The sequence below is a fragment of the Paenibacillus maysiensis genome, assembly GCF_000520815.1.
Classification (GTDB): Bacteria; Bacillota; Bacilli; order Paenibacillales; family Paenibacillaceae; genus Paenibacillus; species Paenibacillus maysiensis.
This window is the reverse complement of record NZ_ASRY01000275.1, coordinates 15,966-36,866: the sequence shown is the minus strand read 5'-3', so window position 1 is coordinate 36,866 and position 20,901 is coordinate 15,966. Positions and strand designations below refer to the sequence as shown.

The following is a 20,901-nucleotide window of genomic DNA, read 5'->3' as shown; positions in this document are numbered from 1 at the left end:
CCGGCAGGCGCACAGGCTCGCGCTGAGAGCGCTGGCCTTTATTCGGGCCAGCGTTCCCGGGGCGGCGTACCAGAAAGTCGAACCAACGACCCGCCAGCCAACCAGTCGATCCTATTTGCTCTCCCTAAAGGAGCCGAGCCACCGTTTGCTGTACCTGATAAGCCGTTTGCTTCCTTCTACGGGCGATCCGGCGGTTTTACCGCTGCCTCGCCAGCTGCATTTTCTGTACATTCCTTTACGTCCATTTCTCTGGCTAAAACGGCGATTCTCAAAGCACTGACCTGATAAGGAGCGTGCATTATGTACCACCTGCGATTATATATGACCAAGCTGTATGCCGTGAATGGCGGTGCTTTATTTCTCAATATTGGATGTATGATCATCGTCAGCTTGCTGGAGGGGCTGGGTATTTACATGCTTGTTCCCATGCTGGCGGCAATCGGCATATTTGGCGGTCATGCAGGGATGTCCATCCTGTCAGGCGGATTTGATCATTTCTTGTCAAACATCCCTAAAAGCTGGCTGTTGCCGGGAATGCTGCTGCTTTTTGTGTTACTGCTCATAGGGCAGGCACTTCTTCAGCGTTACCAATCCATTCTGAATTCGCGGATTCAGCAACGGTTCATGCGTTCCCTTCGAATAGACGTGTATACCTCCTTTATGAAGGCCCAGTGGACTTTTTACTTGCGTCAGCGAAAATCTGATTTCAGCCATGTGATGACAACCGAGCTGGCGCGTGTCAGTCAGGGAACCAATCTGCTTCTCCAGCTCACCACAGCCGTTATTTTTACGCTGATCCAGATTGCGCTGGCTTTTTGGCTGTCTCCTTCTTTAACCGGGCTGGTGTTCCTGTGCGGATTGGGGCTGTTTGTCGTGTTTCGCCGATCCATTCAAAATGCTAAACAACTGGGCGACCGTACGACCGAGCTGTCGCAGGTTTATTTTGCCGGGATCACCGACCATTTGAACGGGATGAAGGATATTAAAAGCAATCTGCTGGAAGCCGCAAATATAGACTGGTTTCGATCCTTGACCCAACGTATGGAGGACAACACGACCCAGTTTGTACGGCAAAATGCCACCACACAATTTTTTCACCGCACGGCGGCTGCCGTGTTTGTCGCTTGCATCATGTTGGTGTCATTGCAATGGTTACACGTCTCTCCTGAAAAGCTGATTGTGTTCATCCTTATATTTTCCCGTTTATGGCCAAGGTTTGCCCTTATTCAAGCGAGTCTGGAATATATCATGTCCATGCTGTCTGCCTTTGAAAGTGTGACCAAGGTACAGCAGGAATGCGAAGCTTTCTCAGATCCATCGCTGACTGCATCTACAACTGCATCTGCACGCCAGCCCTTGTATCTTCGTATTGGCATTGAATGCAGTGGTCTGGATTATCGGTATGAGGGTACAGCAGAGCTTGCGTTACACCAAATAAATCTGTTCATCCCCGCTCGGGGAATGACAGCCATTGTGGGGAAATCGGGCGCAGGCAAAAGTACAATGGTCGACGTCCTGATGGGATTTTTACGCCCAACCCAGGGCCAGATTAAAATGGACGGACATGTGCTGGACGACGAGCTGTTGCCACAGTGGCGGCAGTCGTTTGGGTATGTGTCGCAGGACCCTTTTTTGTTTCATGCCACCGTCCGTGAAAATTTGAAGCTGGCCGATGCGAATGCAAGCGAGCAGCAGTTATGGGAAGCGTTACATTTTGCAGCCGCAGACGGCTTTGTTACCAGATTGCCCGAAGGGCTGGACACGGTAATCGGGGATCGCGGCATTCGCCTGTCTGGAGGGGAACGTCAGCGGTTGGTACTGGCGCGGGCTGTCCTGCATCGTCCTCCAGTGCTCATTCTGGATGAGGCAACAAGTGCGCTGGATGGGGAGCATGAAGCCGATATTCAGGCGGCGCTGGAGCGGATGAAAGGTCAAATGACGTTGATCGTCATTGCTCACCGTCTGTCGACCATTCGTCATGCCGATCAGATTGTCGTTCTGGAACAGGGCGAGATTATACAGCAGGGGAATTACCGCCAATTGGTACAGGAAGAGCGGGGGGCGTTCAGTCAACTGCTGTCATACCAAAGCAGTGTCATCGCCACCCCTTAGCTACCTGTTCTGTTGACAATGCTTAACTCCCACTGGATATTGAAGGGGCTTGTCTTTCCGTAAACATATGCTAAACCTGAACCGCCGTAGTCTCAGGTTTCCTTGCGTTTGGCGGTACTTCTTTTCTTTTTGATCGGAGTTGGAGAAACGACATCTCCTGCCACCGCTTGTTGTGTTGTTGTGGCTGCTGTTTTGCGCGCAGGGCGTTTTTTCACAACGGCAGGGCCGGGATCGGTACCGACAGGCTTCACTGCCTCGATGCTGGCCTGGAGTGCAGCCATCAGGTCCACGACATTGGTCTGCGGCTGCGACGGAGCGATTCGGATCTCTTCTCCAGCCACTTTATGCTGAATGAGGTCCAGCAGACGCTCGCGGTACTGGTCCGTATATTTTGCTGCATCAAAAGGCGTGGATAGCTGCTCAATGAGCATTTTTGCCATGGTCAGCTCCTTCTCTTTAACTTCCTCCTGTCCCGGCAGATTAGGAACCTGAGACACTGGGCGGATTTCATCCGGGTAAAACATTGTCTCTATCGCCAAGCATTCATCCAGCACACGAATAGCCGCCAAACTGCTTTTAGATCGGATCGAGATTTGAGCAATGCCAATTTTTCCGGTATCCTTCATGGCATTCATAAGCAGCTTGTAAGCATTAGAGCCTGCCTGATCCGGGGACAAATAATATGTTTTTTGAAAATAAATCGGATCAATTTCCTGCAAGTCCACAAAGTCCAGAATGACGATATTTTTGTCCGCCTGTCCACTGATTTGCTCCAGCTCCTCCTTATCGAACATGACGAATTTTCCTTTTTCGTACTCATAGCCTTTACCAATTTCCTCCCATTCGACCTCCTTGTCACAAACGGGACACTTCCGTACATAACTGAGCGGACTTCCACACTCCTTGTGAATGTAACGCATGGAAATATCCTTATCCTCTGTAGCTGAAAACATCTTAACGGGTACATGAACCAGTCCAAAGCTGATCGCGCCTTTCCAGACCGTATGCATTACGACGCTCCTCCTTTCTTATGTGTGATATCAAGTATCAGCATTTTGCATCCTTCGATTCCAACGCTCGGCTGTGAGCAATCCATTTTTCACTTAGATTTTTCATTTAGTATGCTTCGGAGAAAGGAATGTATGAGGTGTAAAGAAAAGAGCAAGCCAACCAATCTGCCTTCTGAGGTATGACTACATCGCATAACACAATGATTTGAAGTTGTTAAGTTACATTAAATCAGTTTTGGACGCCGAACAATTAATCGCTGACAATATTATAAAAGTAAATGTATGGGCAACTGAGCAGATAGATTGGGATTACATGTATTCCCAATGGGAAAAGTTATTCGGGAATGATTATCCTGCAATGACTATCGGCTACCTTACTGCTCTAGGATTGCCTGAAATAAAAATTGAAATTGAAATTTGGGCAGCTAAAGCATAAAAATAATACGCACCTCATTTATGGGATGGAATCATAGATAGCCCCGGTCTTCGTGAGAAGCTGGGGCTGTTTTATGTTTAAATTCACGAAAAATGTACATCCGCCGTCGCGAGCAAACGCACTAAACGATGACCGAGCATCGCATTGTGATGAGCTATCCGCATTTGCATCCTTCGATTCCAACGCCTTGGCTGTGAGCAAATCATTTTTATGCTTCGTACAAAGGATTTGTATGAGGTGTAAATGAAGGCTGCGAATTGCTTCCGCTTGCGCATGGTTACAGCAATTTTGGTGCATAGTAAGGCATATCCGATTCAAAAGGAGGTACACAATTTATGACCGGAAAATCCTATCCTAAGCAAATCAGGCATCGTGTGGGTCAAAGCCATATCGCTTTTCGGGGACCCGCCGGAGGCGAACAGGATGCATTGCCGCCCGAGTTTGCCCTTTCCCATGGAATCCAGCCGCCTTTTCCCGTAGCTGTAGCTCATGTGGATTTGGAGGCTGTAGTTTCAACCTCTCCTTCTCACAGCTTTCCATCATTAGACGTTGAACGGATTATAGATGAAGACTAGTGACCTATATTTCTGAATTAATGCACACCACAACAATCAGGAGGGGAAGAATAGCATGAACGTGGACCGAGCAAAAGCTATTTATGATTCATCCGAAAATATTGCCGTACAATTGGATGGCAAACCGATCTGGATTGAGCATGTAGACGAAGCGAACGGTATGGCAACAGTACAGATAGGCAGCAGACCCGGCAATACGCAAACCGTCCGTGTGGATCGTCTGGAAGAGAAATAGGAGATGAAAACCAAACATTTAGTCATTATTCATGGCCGTGACAAAAAGCCCAGATGCGACGAAATGCTTCGTCTCATTAAAAAGGCGCTGATCGCAGGATTGCGTCGAGTGAACGAGGAAGCGGCACAAAAGCTGGAGCAAGAGCAGATTTTACTGACATTTAGTTATTATGGTGACATCAACAATCGGCTCTTATTAGAGAGTCGGCCTCGGTACAGAAAACTTTTTGAAGAAGACGATGGAGATTTCTACGTTCCAGACCATTATTACGACGAAAGTATGGAACAATTAATTAATCGACCAACGGATCATATGACCCCGGAGGAATACGAGCGTCTGATGGCCAATGAACCCACTATACACTTCTATGATGATGCTGCAAAAATACTCAGCCCTTACCTCTCTTTGTTTGGTATGAGTACCCGTGCGATCAAAAGAATTCTCCCTGATCTGGGAGCCTATTTAACCAGTCGTGTAATAGGCTCTCAAATTCGCGAAAGGCTACAGTCCCCTCTAGCCAAGGCTTTAAGTAGTGGAGAGGATGTCATGCTGCTTTCCCATAGTATGGGATGCATGGTGGCTTACGATGTTTTATGGAAATTTTCACGTATGAGCGAATACAAACATCTATGGGAACACAAAGTTAACGAATGGCTAACATTGGGTAATCCGCTAGGCGAGCCAGCCGTAAAGCGCAGCTTGTATGATTCCAATGAGCCTGACGACGGTATGTATCCCGCAAATATCAGACATTGGACCAATATTAACGCCGAGGATGACTACATTGCGCATGATGCAACAGTTGAAGATGATTTCCATCTGATGCTGAATCGAAATTTAATAGAAAGTATTGATGATCAGCCGCTTATTCAGACATTCTGGAAAGATAGTCACACTGGGCGTTCCAATCCCCACAACTTCTTTGCTTATCTTAACCATACGAAGGTGGCTGAGCATGTAGCGGATTGGATTTTACGCTCATAAAAGGCGCAATTTATTTGCACAGCTGTAGGCTTTCATCGCAGAATGCTGCTTGAAAGGTCCCACTCCAACAAAAAAAGGCTCGCAATTGCTCAATGAGCAATTAGCGAACCTTTTTTGTAATAATGAAATGCTGTTTTGATCCCTGTCTTACAAACACGGGTCAGTCTCTATCTCCCCTTAAGGGCTTGTTCCGTTCCCATGACCTTCACACTGCAATGGCCTTCAAATGTGGTGAAACCATCAGCTCAGCCTCTGTTGCCATTTGAACATCTTCCACCGACAAACCCGGGGCAATTTCCTTTAGCATCAGCCCTCTACCCGGAATAACATCGATGACAGCCTTTTCGGTTACTATGGTCTTTACAACATTTACAGCGGTCAGGGGCAGCTTGCATTGCTTCAGTATTTTCGGCGCCCCATTTTTGTTCACATGCTCCATGGCTACAATCACTCTCTTGGCTCCAACCACCAAATCCATGGCTCCCCCCATGCCTGGCACCTTTTTCCCTGGGATCATCCAGCTTGCAAGGTTGCCTTTCTCATCGACCTCCAGGGCGCCCAAAACAGTGATATCCACATGCCCTCCGCGGATGATGGAAAATGAAAGTGCACTGTCAAAAAAACATGCTCCTTCCACAGTTGTAACGTAGTTTCCGCCTGAATCGATACAATCGAGTTTTTCTTTTCCCTGAGCCGCTTTGGGGCCTACACCGAGGATTCCGTTCTCAGCCTGCAGCATAATATGAATGTTTTCGGGGATATAGTCCACTACCATTGTAGGCATTCCAACACCAAGGTTGACAACTTCGCCATTTTTGAATTCCTGGGCTATTCTTCGAGCAATGAATTCTCTGTTATTCATGCGTTTCCACCCACCTTTACAATTGCGTCGATAAATATTCCGGGAACGTTGACATGATTGGGGTCAATTTCTCCCGTCTTTACGTATTCGTCTATCTGAGCAACTACATACTCTGCCGCTGTAGCCATAACCATATTGAAGTTGCGTGAAGAGCCGTTAATGACAAGATTTCCCTCTTCATCAGCCTTATGGGCTCTGATTAGCGCCACATCCGCTTTGAGCGGCAGTTCGAGCAAATATTCCCTTTCGTCAATTTCTATTTTCTTTTTTCCTTCCTCTACCATGGTGCCTACACCTACAGGTGTTAAAACACCGCCCAAACCGGCTCCCCCTGCGCGTATTTTTTCAGCGAGCGTGCCTTGCGGGAAGAGTTGGACCTCCGCTTCTTTCGTCATAAGGAGCCTTCCCGTTTCCGGATTGGAGCCGATATAGGATGCAAAAATCCGTTTTACTCTGCCGCTTTTTACAAGGTTATAGATAGATAATTCCGGCGTGCCTGTGTCATTGGAAATAATTGTGAGATTGCTGGCGGAATTTGTGTCGACAAGCGCACGTACCAGATCCTCCGGAAAGCCTCCTGCTAGAAAACCTCCGACCATCACCGTGTCTCCGTCTTTGATCTTCTTAACTGCTTCTTCAGCGGAGATTACTTTGTTATTCATGGTTCCTTCTCCTTATATTTATATTTTTAGGAAAGCAAACTTTATTGGAGATAATCGTAGAGAACTCTTCCATATGGGAGCGTTAAATCGGCAATAAAATGTTTTCCGCCAATATAAGCTTTTACCGGCAAATCTGCCACAGGAGCGTTGACATGGGGGATCAGGCTTAATCTGGCAGGCCCTGACCAGGCGCCTTTTACAGTAATGTTATCGAGATTATACGCTACTAACTGAGCGATTTTGGGAGTACCATCAACATCAGGAATTAATTTTAAATTAACTTGCGTTTTTGCGATGGCTTTAGCCGTTTCCTTTTCATCAAGAATGTTATATTTGAAAGGCATAGTTCCCGTGGCCACCAGGACGTGATTATAATGCAATGTACCCGTCAGCGTCTCCGTTTCCTCCACGCTCAGGCGAGGCTTCGCCCATTTTTTCGGAAATCCCCAGATTTCACGTCCCCCAAGAATAGCAGGCGCGTTATCCAAATACATTTGGGCAACAAAATTACAGGGTTCTCCATGAAAAGTACACGGAATGACAATACCGCTTTCCTCATAGCTTCCTAACCCGGATGAATCGGGCATCTTGATCCATTCATAGGAAACGGTATTGCTTCCATCCGGCTGAAGAGGTTCCGGAACCGCCTGTCTAATCGCAGCGGGATCGGATTCATAGGTAATGATAAAAAATTCCCGGTTGATGAAGCGACATGGTGGGCGCCCATAACTGCCGCTGGCCGCAGGCATGGATTGGAGTGAAAGTACATCTTTTTGATTCATAGAGATCTCCCTTCCTTTTAAGAGGTAGTTCTAAAAGTCATCTTTTGATCACGCATTTTAAATAAGTGCATTTTCAACCAGCATCGCTATTCCCATTCCCGTTCCGATACATAATGAGGCGATGCCGTAACGTGAAGATCTTCGCACCATTTCATGCACCAGCGTAACCAATATTCTGGCACCGCTTGCACCGACAGGATGCCCGATCGCGATCGCGCCGCCATTGACATTCACCTTCTCCGGATTGACCCCAAGCTCTTTCAATACCGCTAATGCTTGTGCGGCGAACGCTTCATTAATTTCAAAAAGATCAATGGCATCGACGGATAGCCCCTGCTGCTCAAGAAGTGACGAAATGGCTTTCACCGGCCCCATTCCCATATATGCAGGGTCAACGCCAACAAGTGTATAACCCTTGATATATGCCAACGGCTTTAACGCATGTTCCTTACATTTGTCTTCCGACACTACAAGCATAGCCGCCGCGCCATCATTAATTCCCGAAGCATTCCCGGCGGTAACCGTTCCATTCTCCTTAAACGCAGGTTTTAATTGAGAAAGTTTTTCTTTCGTTGTATTTCCTCTTATATGCTCGTCCTCTGTGAAAGAAATTGTTTCTTTTTTGTTTTTGATCATGACCGGAACAATCTGCTCTGCAAAAACCTTCTTATTTTTGGCTTCTACGGCCTTTATCTGGCTTTCATAGGCAAATTCATCCTGCTCAAGTCTTGAAATTCCATATTTCTCGGCAACATTTTCTGCGGTAATTCCCATATGGTAATTGTTGATCGGGCACGTTAGGCCGTCGGCCACCAGGGAGTCTACCAATTCACCGTTGCCAAGCTTGTAGCCGTTTCTTGCATTCCTTAGCAGATAAGGGGCGTTCGACATGCTCTCCATGCCTCCGGCCAAGACGATGTTGGCTTGTTCCGCCAATATTGAGTTGTAGGCTAAAGCAACGGCATGAAGTCCTGAACCGCAAACCGTGTTTATCGTTGATTCGGGTACATAAATGGGGATACCAGCTTTTAGTGCCGCCTGTCTGGCAGGATTTTGGCCATTGCCTGCCTGAAGAACATTTCCCAAATAAATTTGATCAATCAAAGAAGGCTCTAATTTACTTTGCTGAAGGCATGCTGTCATCACAGTTGCTCCCAGTTCAGGAGCGCTTAGGGGCGCGAGGGTTTTGTTAAAAGAGCCCACCGCTGTTCTCAACGGGCTTACTAAAGCTACTTTTTTCATTAAAATTCACATTCCTTTCGCTGTGTTCAAGACACAATACATCCATGACTGCACTTCAATTCGTAATTTCCGCTCTTAACTTATGAAACGCAGCGACTGCAAGATCCATTTGTATGCGGGCATATCATGGTGCCTAAGACGGTGAGTGTGACGGTTCGATCGCCTTCTCTCGTTGGAAATTAAAACCATTTACATCATAGTTCTAATGCAGATTTTGCTCAATGTTCAAATATATACATATATTTATATACAAGTACGTATAAAGCCATATACTCTAAAATATATAGGCCATTCTAATGTTTTCTGTTAATTTCTTGATTTTTCTGAAAATCATGATCTTAAATTGAATTTTATGTTAAAAACTAAATTTCTAATCAACGCGTGAAAAAACGAGGCCAATCGTTGAGTTTGCACACCTTCCTCTTAATCACGTCCTTCCTTTTCTTCGCAAATAGCATCTAACTTATCGCTGGGAAATAAAAAAAGCCCTCCAGAATTTTCTGAAGACGGCTTTGCCTTTAAATATTCATGATCTTCGTCATAATTGTGCCAGCTTGCTTCTTGCTAACGGTGTCTCTCGAAAGGGCGCTTTTTTATATTGTCTAATTCAGGAAACGGGGTGTATAGCATGATTAATATTTTAGGGGAAGTGAGCCGTATGGACTTTAACATATGCTTGTTCGATGATTTTGAAACATTGGATGTATTCGGACCCGTTGAGATTTTTGGTCGCCTACCAGAAGTTTATGACTTAAAATATTTCTCTTTGGACGGAGGGATTATGGAGAGCAGGCAAAAAACCAAGATTGTTACTGAACCCATTGCACAGGTAAAGCCCGATGGCATATTCATGATCCCAGGCGGACAGGGGACAAGAAGTTTAATCCATGACGATCAATTTATGAAGCAGATCACTGAGATTGCGGAACAGTCCTATTTTTGTATAACTGTCTGTACAGGTTCTGCACTACTTGCCAAAACAGGCTTGTTAAAAAACAGGCGTGCCACATCCAATAAATTAGCCTTTGATTGGGTCAAATCTATCGACACGGAAGTTGACTGGATTCCAAATGCAAGATGGGTAGTAGATGGAAAGTTCTATACTTCATCCGGTGTATCTGCTGGAATGGATATGTCCTTAGGCTTTGTTTCTGACCAATTTGGTCTTGAAAAAGCTCAACAGGTTGCCAATCAAATTGAATACATTTGGAATGCCAATAAAAATGATGACCCCTTTGCGAGATAGCAAAAAAACCTGTGAATTGGATCAAATAGAGCTTTATTTACTGCTTTTTATAAAATTAAGTTTAATGTCTCCACGATTGTTTAGCCACAGCAATTCGTTAATTAGAAATGTCATGCTATCCATAGTATGTAGTCTGTCAATTGTATTGGATACAGCCTCCATAAGGTCACACTGAATGTTTTCTGCCAGTTGGAGTCCACCGCTGTCACCGTCGACGAATAAGTGGGTATGTTCAGGATGGTCTACTTTGAGCACATGCCGAAGCCACAAACGCTCGTCTTCTATGTGAAAAAAGTATTGTCCGTCGTAAATAATCCCCTCAAATATCTCATAATTATGAGATTGATCATAGGGTCCAAATACCATCGCTGCCCGTTCTAGTACGAGTGAATTTGTTTTTGTTTTTATAAACATATGTTTACCCCCTGTTGGATAGTTATTGTATTTTGAAACGGTAACATATTGCTAATAACGAAAGGTTTTGCTACGATGAACAGAAGATAAAAAGTAGTTAACATATCAATATGTCAACATTTTGTGCATGAATGAATAATATCTAATATTATTCTATATGTCAACATCCTGTGCTTATTTTTTGGAGGAATTTTATGAACCCTTTAAGTATACGTTGTCGCCTTGGTGATATTATGCGAGAGCGGGGACTGCAAAACAAAGATGTAGTGGATTTAACAGGAGTGAGTCGAAACACCGTTACTTCGCTTGCTGGTAACGCAACCAAACGGATAGATTACGATACACTAGGTGCATTGTGTCGAGGATTAGGTGTAACTCCGGGTGATCTTCTAGAGTACATACCGAATGCCAAAGAAAATATTGAATAAACTTATGTAGAATCCATATACTTGAGTTACCAATAGCATTGACGTTATAACGTCAATGTTTTTTTATTCTGCGTTTTTTGGCGTAAACGAAAAAGAGGCCGACCTGCTTGAAAGCAGTCGGCATGGAACGTAAAGGTTTTACTTCAACAACTCACGAAAAATGTACTTCCTCCGTCGCGAGTAAACGTACAAAACGATTACCGAGCATCTCATTGTGGTGGGCAACGATTTGTTCGCCGCTCAGCACTTTGCTATTAAATGTACTGTGCGCATCCGACACAAGCACATTATTCTGGTACCCCAGACTGTAGGCGTTTCGACAGGTCGTGTCGAGGCAGAACTCGGTCTGCATCCCAGCGATGATGAGGCGATCAGCCCCCAGTTCCTTCAGCACATCGCCCAATTCAGTTTGGTAAAAGCTGTCCCAGGATGATTTACGAACAATTCGTTCATGAGGAAGAGGACGCACTACATCTGCTATGGCCCACCCTATGCTGTTTTCCCGAAAATCCTCGTCCGTCTCGCTGGTATGCTGGATAAAAATAACGGGCGTACCTGCTGCTCTGGCTTTGGTCAAAAGCTGCTGCAAATGCTCTACAACCTCCTGCTCTCGATACAGCCTCTCATCATACATGAACATAGCCTGCTGAACATCAATCATGAGTAAAACGTTTTGTCCCATCGTTTCGCTTCCCTCCCTGTATGTTACATCTATCTTACAATAGCATGTCTTCATGTCTTGCGGCGACATAAGGTGAACTATATAATAAAGGACAAGTTGGAACGGTCCGATTCGGACGAAAGGTGATTAAAATATATGACAATTTCGCAGGAACAGTTTACGTTCCGTTCTGCCGAAGAGGCGCAGACCGGGGCTTTGGCAGGTTTTTTGGCAGCCAAAGCGGTTCCCGGAACGGTGATTGTACTGGATGGAGATCTGGGAGCGGGTAAAACTGCTTTTTCCAAGGCTTTTGCCAGCCATTTAGGTGTGCCGGGTATCGTAAATAGCCCAACCTTTACCCTCATTAAGGAGTACGAAGGTCGATTGCCTTTGTATCATATGGATGTGTACCGGATTACCCAGGACGAGGCAGAGGATCTCGGGCTGGATGAATATTTTTACGGGACAGGCGTATGTCTGGTGGAATGGGGGAGTATTATACCGGATATGTTGCCGGAGCAGCGGCTTCACATGTATATAGAAACAACGGATGTGGGGGAGCGCCTGATTCACCTGACCGGGTACGGCGAGCCTTATGAACAATGGTGCCGCAGTTTGCGGGAGAATGGAGTTTGAACCATGCAAAGAGAGCATACAGATGAGAATGTAAAACCGCGTGAGCGGTTTTTGGCGTTAGATACAGCGACGACCGTGATGGCGGCCGCCCTGATGAATGGAAAAGAGTTACTGGGTGAAAGCAACGTGTACGGCGAACGCAATCACTCGGTGCATGTGATTTCCGAATTGGAACGGCTTCTGAGCGAAGACGGGCTGACACGAGATGATGTGGACGGCATTGCGGTGGGTGTGGGACCGGGGTCTTACACAGGTATTCGCATTGCGGTGACCGCAGCGAAAACACTTGCTTGGGCCTGGGGCGTCCCGGTGACATCCGTATCTACTTTGCACGCGCTGGCCTGGGGCGGTTGGAGCCGTGGCACCGAGTCACAGGAGCAAGAAGCTGGAAGTGAGTTAGCAAGTAAACACTTGGCTGGAGAGCAGGTGGCAGACTGGATCGTTCCAGTGCTGGATGCAAGGCGCGGACAGGTTTATACAGGCTTGTTCACAGCGAATGTGGACGGCAATACCGGGATTCCGCAGCGTCTGGAGCCGGATGCGATCCGATTGATGGCCACTTGGACTGAGGACCTGCTGCAACGACTTGAGGCTTTGCCGTCCGAACAGCGTCCTGCGGTCATTTGGCTGGTCGGTGAAACGGCGGTTCACGCAGAAATAGCCGAGCGCCTGCGTGCATGTGGCGAGCTTCGTATCGTACCGTATGAGCTGGAAGGAAGATGGGTTGGCCGCCTTGGGGCGGATAAGCTGCTTCGTCAGGAACATGACGAGTTACATACGCTGGTTCCAAACTATACCCAGTTGGCGGAGGCGGAAGCCAATCTGCTTCGTCAGCGCTGTAGAGAGCGGTGAACAACATGGCAAAGAACATGCAACGGGAAGAAAAGCTAGAGTTTCGACTGATGCAGCTGGATGATATTCCCGATGTGCTGGCAATTGAGCATGAAGCGTTCACGCTGCCGTGGACGGAAGAAGCGTTCCGCAATGAACTGACAATGAATCATTTTGCTAAATATATGATTATGGAGCTGAACGGACAAGCCATCGGCTACGCAGGTATGTGGACGATTATGGACGAGGCCCATATTACGAATATTGCCGTTCGTGAGGCCTATCGCGGGCGCAAGCTTGGAGATAAGCTGCTGGACGAGCTGATGCAGACGGCCTCTTATTTGGGGATGGAACGCATGACGCTGGAGGTACGGGTGACGAACCGGATCGCTCAGGGCTTGTATGAGAAAAAAGGCTTTAAGCCGGCGGGTGTCCGTAAGGGCTATTATTCGGATAATAACGAGGATGCCGTGATCATGTGGGCGGATCTTCCCGCACATGGGGCATCCGGTGAACAGGAAGGAAGCGTGCAGAAGCAATGACGCAAGAGGAAAAAGCAGGTACAGGCGCCGCCTCTGGCGAGCCTTGCTATATACTGGCAGTGGAGACGAGTTGTGATGAAACGGCTGTGTCCGTCGTGAAAAATGGCACGGAGGTGCTTTCTAACCTGATTTCCAGTCAGATTGAAACGCACAAAGCCTTTGGTGGAGTTGTGCCGGAGGTGGCATCCCGCAAGCATGTGGAGAGCATTACCTACATGCTGGACGAGGCTATGCAAGCATCGGGAATTACGCCCCGCGAGCTTTCGGCGGTTGCCGTGACGCAAGGACCGGGACTGGTCGGTGCGCTGCTGGTGGGCATTGTCGCCGCCAAAAGCGCCGCCATGGCGTTCGGTAAGCCGTTGATCGGAACCCATCATATTGCAGGACATATTTATGCAAATCAGTTGGAGCATAAAATCGTATATCCGTGCATCGCTTTGGTCGTATCGGGTGGGCATACGGAGCTGGTATTGATGGAGTCCGAGGGTCATTTTCACCTGATTGGCCGCACACGGGATGATGCGGTTGGGGAAGCCTACGACAAGGTAGCCCGTGCTATTGGATTTCCGTATCCCGGTGGTCCGCACGTAGACCGAGTGGCTCATGAATCCGAGGAAGCTATCACCTTGCCACGTGCATGGTTGGAGCCGGATTCCTATGATTTTAGCTTTAGCGGCTTGAAATCTGCGGTGTTGAATGTGATCAACCAGACGAAAATGCGCGGAGAAACCGTTCATGCCGGAGCCATCGCAAGAGGCTTTCAAGAGTCGGTCGTGGAAGTGCTGGTGGAAAAAGCAATTCGTGCCATGCGTGAATACGGCGCGAAGCAATTGCTGCTATGCGGCGGTGTTGCCGCCAATCGCGGACTGCGGACCGCACTTCGTGAACGCTGTGAACGTGAAAGTATGGAATTGCTAGTACCATCCATGAAATATTGCACGGATAATGCGGCTATGATTGGTGCGGCTGCTTACGCCAAGTGGAAGCGTGGCGAATTCACCTCACTGGACATGAAAGCCGATCCCGGGCTGTCTCTGGAAGAGTGGTCCGTCCAATCTTAGTTGGAGAAGCATCAGGCAGTGAGCTGAATGCAAGTGAAGATAGTAGATAGGGACACGACTCGTTTGAGTCGTGTCTTTTATATTTTGGCTATGTTAAATTCGAGTGTTGATATTTGATATCTACGAACGTTTGTTCTATAATTAGGGTGACATAGATGTCAAACGGCAACGTTACCGTTGTAAATCATGTCAACAAACGTTTAACGATCTTACTAACACTCCTTTTCAATGCACCAGAAAACCCCATCTTTGGGTTCGATTCATCGAATGTATGATTGAGGGTTATTCGCTTAGAAAATGTGCGGAGTTGTTGCATGATGAGGTAACTCACAGCAAGGAATATGAGAATACAACGTCGAATAAGAAAAATATGTTGGTCTCCTCATGTCTGTTTCCAGTAGTAGTGACGAATGTCCTTCTTCGTCAAGCATCGATTTCTTCATGATACGAAAGGGCATGGTTTTGATGGTATTTTTCACCTGAGTGTATTATGGTAATATTACCCAAGTGAATAGATTATTTTGAAGGGGGATGTATTTTGTTGGAGATATTTAAACAAATTCCGTTATATCGCTTCTTAGCGTATTGTAATGATTTAACCCTTGAAAAAGTAGTGTTAGATTGTGGAGCTGGGGGCGAGACCCCTCCATTAAGTTTGTTTTTTGAATATGATTATAGAACTATCGGTATTGAGTCTGATAATGAACAATTACAAATTGCAGAAAATTATGCAAAAAGTAAGGGTCAAGATTTGAATATAATGAAAGGGGATATGCGTCAATTACCTTTTGAAAATAATTCTATCAGTTTTGTATACTCTTACAATTCAGTTTTTCATATGACCAAGGCTGAGGTTGAGAAATCAATAAATGAAATGAAAAGGGTATTAGTTCCTGGGGGATTGTTTTTCGTAAACTTTTTGACGACAAAAGATTTCCGATGTGGTGAAGGTCCTTCTCTCGGGAACAATCAATTCGAGCAATATGACGATGATATTCCTGTAATCCATTCATACTATGCAGAAAACGAACCCGAAACATTGTTCAATGATATGTTTATACTCTACAAGGAAGACAGAGTATTGGAGAGAATATATCAGGGTGAGAAAATTCGACAGGGGTTTATTGATTACATATTAAGAAAGTAATACCCACCTTCTAACTTTTGAATAGAATAGTTGAATCTACCGCCTTAAATTTACCGCCTTAATTAATAAGGCGTTTTTTTAAAGGGGTATAAATACAGGAGTTTGAGCAGGTGAATTTTAATGTCTAATTCTCCCACAGCGTTCGTCATGATGCTGCACGATTTTTCAGCATTCATCAAAAAAACCTTAAATTTAATACTCCCCGAACAAGGATATGATTTGTCAAGTTGTGAACAAAGTTATCCACATATACCGTCCGAAATGTGGATAATTAAGCTCGAAGCAAGCAGCGTAAGACTTTTTCAGGATGCAAGAACAGGGGATATTTTGCATCTTTAGGCTTTGTGAAATCTGTGGATAGTGTGGATAAAATGGTGGATAAATTTGGTTTTCATATGAAAATGGCTTTTTATCAATAAAAAAATGGCCCTAAAGGCCATTTTTCAATACATTCCATGCACATATTCTGTGGATATCTTTGTGTATAAAAAGACGGATGGGGCAAATGTGAAATTTTTAAGTCCATATTTTAAAGCATGCCTTATTCTTCTAACAGTTCCTCCCATGAAGCGTAGGTTGCTGCCAATTTCTGCTTGCGTGCGTCAAGCTGTGCCTGAATTTCCTGAAGCGCCGTGTAATCCTGATAAATTTCGGGGAGAGTCATTTGCTCCTCCAGCCCCGTAATTTGTTCTTCCAGCTCTTTGATTTGATTTTCCAGTGTCTCCAGCTTGCGCAGGCGACTGCGTTCCTCACTCTTGGCTTGTTTGTCTGCGGCATAGGCTGCTGCACCTGTTTTGGGTGCCGTCTCGTCCGTTGCGGATACAGATGATGCTTTGCTGCGTGTTGCCTGACTGGACTCCTGCGCTTCCTGCGCAATTTCCGCCAGCTCCTGCTTTTTGTCTACATAGTCATCATAATTCCCCAGGAAATGTTCTATTCCTTCAGGATGAAGCTCAATGACACGTTCCGCCATTTTGTTAAGGAAATAACGGTCATGGGAGATGAACAGCAGCGTGCCATCATAGTCGATTAGGGCAGCCTCCAGCACTTCTCTGCTGAACAGATCGAGATGGTTGGTAGGCTCATCCAGAATCAGTACATTGGCCTCGCGCAGCATCAGCTTGGCGAGAGAGACGCGGGCTTTTTCACCACCGCTTAATGTGGCTACCTTTTTGAGTACATCGTCACCGCTGAACAGGAAGTTACCCAGCACTGTGCGAATCCGCGCTTCCTCCATATGGGGGTATTCGCTCCATAGCTCCTCCAGCACCGTATTGGCCGGGTTCAGGTTCGTTTGCTCCTGATCATAGAGACCGATTTTGATTTTTGTGCCCCAGTGAATCGACCCGGCAGCAGGCTTTAACGTTCCGGTGAGGCATTTGAGCAACGTCGATTTTCCAATTCCGTTCGGACCAATCAGCGCAACGGTATCGCCGCGTTTTAAGTCGAAGGATGCATGTTGAAATAACGGTTTCTTACCTTCGTAGGCCACGGAGAGGTCGCGTACCTCCAGCACTTCCTTCCCTGACATATAAGCTGTTTCAAAGGAAAAATGGGCTTTTTTCAGATCCCCCATCGGCCGATCCATTCGATCCATTTTATCAAGCTGCTTGCGGCGGCTCTGGGCGCGTTTGGTCGTGGAAGCCCGCACGATATTGCGTTGTACGAATGCCTCCAGACGGGCAATTTCCCCTTGCTGCTTCTCATAGTGCTTGAGATTGGTTTCGTACTCGGCAGCTTTCAGCTCCATATAGCGACTATAGTTACCTGTATATCGTGTCGAACGATGACGCTCGATTTCAATAATGGTGGTCACCAGTCTGTCGAGAAAATAACGATCATGGGATACGACCAGCAGCGAGCCGGAATAGCCGCGCAAATAATCTTCCAGCCAGGTCAGCGTTTGAATGTCCAGATAGTTGGTCGGCTCATCCAGCATGAGTACATCGGGGGCGAGCAGCAGGATACGGGCCAGAGCGAGACGTGTTTTCTGTCCGCCGCTCAGTGTGGATACAGGCGTCTCCGGTGCAAACGAGCCAAAGCCCATGCCATGAAGCACACTGCGAATCCGGGTCTCCATTTCATATCCGCCGTGATCCTTGAACCAGTCTGACCTTCTCGCATATCTTTCCAGCAGATCTGCATAGCGCTTCTCGTTCTGCGCATTGGCGGGGTCGGCGATTTCCTGTTCCATCTGCCGCAGTTCCCGCTCTGCTTCGATTAGCGGAGTGAATACGAGCATCATTTCCGCCCAGATGGATCGGTCCGAATTCAAGCCGCTATTTTGCGCTAAATAACCAATGCTGGTCTCCTTCGCTTTAAAAATTTGTCCACTGTCGTATGATATTTCACCAGCGATGATTTTGAGCAATGTTGATTTGCCCGCTCCATTCACACCTACCAGTCCAATGCGTTCACGTTCCAATATTTGAAGGTTAATCCCGTCCAGAACGGGCTCAATTCCATAGGATTTCGTAATTCCGGTTACTTGCAATAGCATCGCGTATCGTTCCTCCATTACATTATGCACAGTTTTCCCCGCTTCCTCCGCAGGGTGTCTTCCTTCCAGTTTACATGAAAATACCCACTAATGCACTGCTTTCACCCCGTAAACCCTTGAGCCGCGTGTAGTCAATTTGTATAAACAATGATAAACTTAAACGAGAAGTGAAAAAAAATGAAAAAAACTTGCAACGTACAGCACTTACTGACAAATGGACCAATAGTAGCATTTTAAATCATTATCGAAGATTGTGCGGGAGGGCGGATGTGTGGATGTCTGTAATGTGAAGAACGCGCTGCGTTTGAAGCAACGGGAAGCGCGGGACTCCATGGACCCGCTGACAAGGCAAAAGGCATCGGCTGTGGCCTGTCGGTATGCAATCGAGGCATGGGAGCAGCTTAGAATAGACAGAAACGGGGATAAGCTAACATTATTTAGTTATCTCTCTTTTGGCAGCGAGATTTCGACGACTCCCCTCATTGAGCATTGCTGGTCACAGGGAGATCGTGTCCTGGCCCCAAGAGTGAATCCGGTAACCCGGACCATGGAGCTGAGGGAGATGGATCAGTACGGAGATATTGTGCCCGGAATATGGAACATCCCTGAGCCTGCGCCCACATGCGAGGAATGGTCGCCTGAAATGTGGGCGGAAATCGACTGGGTTGTTGTGCCCGGCTTGGCCTTTGATCTTCGTGGGGGCAGGATCGGCTACGGCGGAGGCTACTATGATCGTTTTACCGCACAGGTAGAGGCAGAGAAGCGTAACAACGGCTGCGAAGGTCCGCTTTATGTCTCGCTGCTGCTGCCGGGACAATTGCTGAAGCAGGTGCCCATGGAGCCAGGGGATTTACGAGTGGACGTGCTGTTTACTCCAGAAGGGCCCTTGGATTGTGATCACGCAAAATCGACAAATGATGAATGAAGCAAAGTTGGGTATGTGAAAGGAGCTGTGAGGGAGTCGTGGATTCCTTTACTCATTTTAACGAACAGGGACGAGCTCGTATGGTAGATATTTCGGGTAAAACGTCTACGATTCGTACAGCAGTCGCCGTGACTCAGATTACGATGAACCCGGCTACATTGACGGCCGTAAAAGAAGGAAGAATCGGCAAGGGCGATGTTCTTGCTGTGGCCCAGGTCGCCGGGATTCAAGGCGCGAAAAAAACGTCGGACTGGATTCCGATGTGTCATCCGCTGGCTCTGACAGGCGTGAACATTACGTTTTCTGATAATGGACATGATGTGCTTCACATTGAGGTTGAAGTGAAGACCGAGGGCAAGACAGGTGTGGAAATGGAAGCTTTGACAGCGGCTTCAGCCGCAGCGTTAACCGTGTATGATATGTGTAAGGCGCTGCAAAAAGATATGATCATCGGCCCTACCATGCTGCAATCGAAAACAGGTGGCAAGCATGGGGATTTCCAAAGGGAGGACCACCGGGAACCTTGACATAGACATACATGTCGCCGAGAGGGTACTGTGATGTGATGGAGGATGCAGCGTGGCTGTTTCTGATTTTCTGAAGAGAAAGTATTCTTTCATGATAGGAGAAGGGTGATCTTATGGTGTGGAAAACGGCGATCCTAACAGCCAGTGATAAAGGGGCGAGGGGAGAGCGTGAGGATACAAGCGCACAGGTCATCCGGGAACTCATCGAAGAAGAGCTGGGCGGAGAGATTGTGGAGTACCGGATCGTTCCCGATGAACCGGATGAAATTATTGCGGCTTTAATCGAAATGACCGATTATTTTCATGCAGACCTGGTACTGACGACGGGCGGAACCGAGCTGGCAATCCGTGATGTGACACCCGAGGCGACTCGGCGGGTCGTGGAACGGGAAGTGCCCGGCATGGCGGAAGCGATGCGTATGATTGTGATGCAGAAAAATCCGACGGCCATGCTTTTTCGTGGAATCGTAGGGATTCGGGGGCGTACGCTGATCGTGAATTTGCCGGGAACTCCCAAGGGCGTGCATGAAAATTTGGCGGCTATTATGGATCAGTTGCCAGAGGCGCTTCTCATGGTGACAGGCCAGTTCCGGTAGAAGGCAGCATGCTGAGTGTGGTATGATATCCGTAAGAAATTACATGGCTGTATGCGGGCAAATCACACAAGAAACATACAACGGACAAGCATGGTCTCCATGGTTGTTTCTGCGTCTGTGCACCAGATGCTGGTTCTTGTTTGTCATTTTGCCCGTCAACATAAGGAGGGTTACCACACATGCCTAATATTGGAGCACCGGGTTATATTTTGTTAATCATTCTGGCGCTGCTGCTATTCGGCCCGAACAAGCTGCCTGAGCTGGGTCGCGCTGTGGGGCGTACATTCCGTGAGTTTAAAAACGGAGCACGTGACATTTTGTCTGAAGACCAACGGACTGAACACAAAGACAATAAGGATAGTGCGGTCAAGGCATCCCAGACGACGGCTTCAGAAGTGCAGCCCCAGCCGGAGGATAAACGGTTATCTTAGGTTAGTTTCATTGTTGATGCTTTTACAATTTCAAGAAGAGCCTCTTCTCCAGGGAA

Annotated in this window: 24 protein-coding genes and 2 pseudogenes; 18 read left to right on the top strand and 8 right to left on the bottom strand. The window is 46.9% G+C overall.

Annotated elements, in window-relative coordinates; genetic code table 11:
- The coding region (locus L696_RS31550) for a hypothetical protein (protein WP_025685259.1) at window positions 1–285 on the top strand (285 nt) is incomplete at its 5' end.
- 15 nt (window positions 286–300) lie between these two features.
- Entirely contained in the window at window positions 301–2,112 is a 1,812-nt protein-coding gene (locus L696_RS0120250; RefSeq protein ID WP_025685258.1) for an ABC transporter ATP-binding protein, read from the top strand.
- Between the two features lie 92 nt (window positions 2,113–2,204).
- Here the strand turns inward: L696_RS0120250 and ku are convergent, their stop codons facing one another.
- Window positions 2,205–3,122 (bottom strand): non-homologous end joining protein Ku, encoded by a 918-nt coding sequence (gene ku / locus L696_RS0120245; RefSeq protein ID WP_025685257.1) that lies wholly within the window; start codon window positions 3,120–3,122, stop codon window positions 2,205–2,207.
- A gap of 223 nt (window positions 3,123–3,345) precedes the next feature.
- On the opposite strand from ku, the pseudogene L696_RS0120240 reads away from it, so the two are divergent.
- From L696_RS0120240 to L696_RS0120225, 4 genes and pseudogenes are all read left to right on the top strand, one after another.
- Window positions 3,346–3,558, top strand: a pseudogene (locus L696_RS0120240) (RidA family protein); the annotation flags it as partial.
- Window positions 3,559–3,893: 335 nt separating this feature from the next.
- The gene (locus L696_RS0120235) at window positions 3,894–4,133 is read left to right on the top strand and encodes a hypothetical protein (protein WP_025685255.1); all 240 of its coding nucleotides are present in this window, start codon (window positions 3,894–3,896) and stop codon (window positions 4,131–4,133) included.
- 55 nt (window positions 4,134–4,188) lie between these two features.
- A complete protein-coding gene (locus L696_RS0120230; protein WP_025685254.1) occupies window positions 4,189–4,368 on the top strand; it encodes an H-type small acid-soluble spore protein in 180 nt (59 codons plus the stop codon).
- A 3-nt stretch (window positions 4,369–4,371) separates the two neighbouring features.
- Window positions 4,372–5,352: a hypothetical protein gene (locus L696_RS0120225; RefSeq protein WP_025685253.1), complete on the top strand. Its 981-nt coding sequence runs from the start codon at window positions 4,372–4,374 to the stop codon at window positions 5,350–5,352.
- A gap of 205 nt (window positions 5,353–5,557) precedes the next feature.
- Here the strand turns inward: L696_RS0120225 and L696_RS0120220 are convergent, their stop codons facing one another.
- From L696_RS0120220 to L696_RS0120205, 4 genes are read right to left on the bottom strand one after another with little or no spacing between them, the layout of a single operon-like run.
- Window positions 5,558–6,214: a 3-oxoacid CoA-transferase subunit B gene (locus tag L696_RS0120220; RefSeq protein WP_025685252.1), complete on the bottom strand. Its 657-nt coding sequence runs from the start codon at window positions 6,212–6,214 to the stop codon at window positions 5,558–5,560.
- Complete coding sequence (locus tag L696_RS0120215; RefSeq protein WP_025685251.1) at window positions 6,211–6,876, bottom strand: CoA transferase subunit A; 666 nt, start codon at window positions 6,874–6,876, stop codon at window positions 6,211–6,213. Before L696_RS0120215 ends, L696_RS0120220 begins: the two co-directional genes overlap by 4 nt.
- Before the next feature lie 41 nt (window positions 6,877–6,917).
- The gene (locus L696_RS0120210) at window positions 6,918–7,658 is read right to left on the bottom strand and encodes an acetoacetate decarboxylase (RefSeq protein ID WP_025685250.1); all 741 of its coding nucleotides are present in this window, start codon (window positions 7,656–7,658) and stop codon (window positions 6,918–6,920) included.
- 57 nt (window positions 7,659–7,715) lie between these two features.
- Entirely contained in the window at window positions 7,716–8,900 is a 1,185-nt protein-coding gene (locus L696_RS0120205; RefSeq protein WP_025685249.1) for an acetyl-CoA C-acetyltransferase, read from the bottom strand.
- A gap of 628 nt (window positions 8,901–9,528) precedes the next feature.
- Between L696_RS0120205 and L696_RS0120200 the strand changes: the two genes are divergently transcribed.
- A complete protein-coding gene (locus L696_RS0120200) occupies window positions 9,529–10,146 on the top strand; it encodes a DJ-1/PfpI family protein (RefSeq protein WP_245233410.1) in 618 nt (205 codons plus the stop codon).
- Between the two features lie 33 nt (window positions 10,147–10,179).
- Here L696_RS0120200 and L696_RS0120195 read toward each other — a convergent pair whose 3' ends face one another.
- On the bottom strand, window positions 10,180–10,560 hold the full coding sequence (locus tag L696_RS0120195) for a hypothetical protein (RefSeq protein WP_025685247.1): 381 nt from the start codon (window positions 10,558–10,560) through the stop codon (window positions 10,180–10,182).
- Between the two features lie 194 nt (window positions 10,561–10,754).
- Between L696_RS0120195 and L696_RS0120190 the strand changes: the two genes are divergently transcribed.
- Window positions 10,755–10,988, top strand: a complete 234-nt coding sequence (locus L696_RS0120190) for a helix-turn-helix domain-containing protein (RefSeq protein WP_049827461.1) — start codon at window positions 10,755–10,757, stop codon at window positions 10,986–10,988.
- Window positions 10,989–11,139: 151 nt separating this feature from the next.
- Here L696_RS0120190 and L696_RS0120185 read toward each other — a convergent pair whose 3' ends face one another.
- On the bottom strand, window positions 11,140–11,670 hold the full coding sequence (locus tag L696_RS0120185; RefSeq protein ID WP_025685245.1) for a cysteine hydrolase family protein: 531 nt from the start codon (window positions 11,668–11,670) through the stop codon (window positions 11,140–11,142).
- 135 nt (window positions 11,671–11,805) lie between these two features.
- Here L696_RS0120185 and tsaE point away from each other — a divergent pair, with 135 nt between their 5' ends.
- From tsaE to L696_RS0120160, 6 genes and pseudogenes are all read left to right on the top strand, one after another.
- Window positions 11,806–12,285 (top strand): tRNA (adenosine(37)-N6)-threonylcarbamoyltransferase complex ATPase subunit type 1 TsaE, encoded by a 480-nt coding sequence (tsaE, locus tag L696_RS0120180; RefSeq protein WP_025685244.1) that lies wholly within the window; start codon window positions 11,806–11,808, stop codon window positions 12,283–12,285.
- Window positions 12,286–12,288: 3 nt separating this feature from the next.
- Window positions 12,289–13,137 (top strand): tRNA (adenosine(37)-N6)-threonylcarbamoyltransferase complex dimerization subunit type 1 TsaB, encoded by an 849-nt coding sequence (gene tsaB / locus L696_RS0120175; protein WP_025685243.1) that lies wholly within the window; start codon window positions 12,289–12,291, stop codon window positions 13,135–13,137.
- 5 nt (window positions 13,138–13,142) lie between these two features.
- Window positions 13,143–13,658, top strand: a complete 516-nt coding sequence (gene rimI / locus L696_RS0120170) for a ribosomal protein S18-alanine N-acetyltransferase (protein ID WP_025685242.1) — start codon at window positions 13,143–13,145, stop codon at window positions 13,656–13,658.
- A complete protein-coding gene (tsaD, locus tag L696_RS0120165; protein ID WP_025685241.1) occupies window positions 13,655–14,719 on the top strand; it encodes a tRNA (adenosine(37)-N6)-threonylcarbamoyltransferase complex transferase subunit TsaD in 1,065 nt (354 codons plus the stop codon). The genes rimI and tsaD overlap by 4 nt, the downstream gene beginning before the upstream one ends.
- A gap of 154 nt (window positions 14,720–14,873) precedes the next feature.
- Window positions 14,874–15,050: pseudogene (locus L696_RS29765) on the top strand (transposase); the annotation flags it as partial.
- Between the two features lie 207 nt (window positions 15,051–15,257).
- The gene (locus L696_RS0120160) at window positions 15,258–15,866 is read left to right on the top strand and encodes a class I SAM-dependent methyltransferase (RefSeq protein ID WP_025685240.1); all 609 of its coding nucleotides are present in this window, start codon (window positions 15,258–15,260) and stop codon (window positions 15,864–15,866) included.
- 541 nt (window positions 15,867–16,407) lie between these two features.
- On the opposite strand, the gene abc-f is transcribed toward L696_RS0120160, so the two are convergent.
- Window positions 16,408–18,366, bottom strand: a complete 1,959-nt coding sequence (gene abc-f / locus L696_RS0120150; RefSeq protein WP_025685238.1) for a ribosomal protection-like ABC-F family protein — start codon at window positions 18,364–18,366, stop codon at window positions 16,408–16,410.
- A 271-nt stretch (window positions 18,367–18,637) separates the two neighbouring features.
- Here abc-f and L696_RS0120145 point away from each other — a divergent pair, with 271 nt between their 5' ends.
- The 4 genes from L696_RS0120145 to L696_RS0120130 all read left to right on the top strand — a co-directional run bounded on the left by L696_RS0120145 (window position 18,638) and on the right by L696_RS0120130 (window position 20,845).
- Window positions 18,638–19,291, top strand: coding sequence for a 5-formyltetrahydrofolate cyclo-ligase (locus tag L696_RS0120145; RefSeq protein ID WP_025685237.1), 654 nt, complete (start codon window positions 18,638–18,640; stop codon window positions 19,289–19,291).
- Window positions 19,292–19,329: 38 nt separating this feature from the next.
- Window positions 19,330–19,818, top strand: a complete 489-nt coding sequence (gene moaC, locus L696_RS0120140; RefSeq protein WP_013309211.1) for a cyclic pyranopterin monophosphate synthase MoaC — start codon at window positions 19,330–19,332, stop codon at window positions 19,816–19,818.
- Window positions 19,819–19,931: 113 nt separating this feature from the next.
- On the top strand, window positions 19,932–20,414 hold the full coding sequence (locus L696_RS0120135) for a MogA/MoaB family molybdenum cofactor biosynthesis protein (protein ID WP_025685236.1): 483 nt from the start codon (window positions 19,932–19,934) through the stop codon (window positions 20,412–20,414).
- A 179-nt stretch (window positions 20,415–20,593) separates the two neighbouring features.
- The gene (locus L696_RS0120130; RefSeq protein WP_025685235.1) at window positions 20,594–20,845 is read left to right on the top strand and encodes a twin-arginine translocase TatA/TatE family subunit; all 252 of its coding nucleotides are present in this window, start codon (window positions 20,594–20,596) and stop codon (window positions 20,843–20,845) included.
- Window positions 20,846–20,901 lie beyond the last annotated feature (56 nt).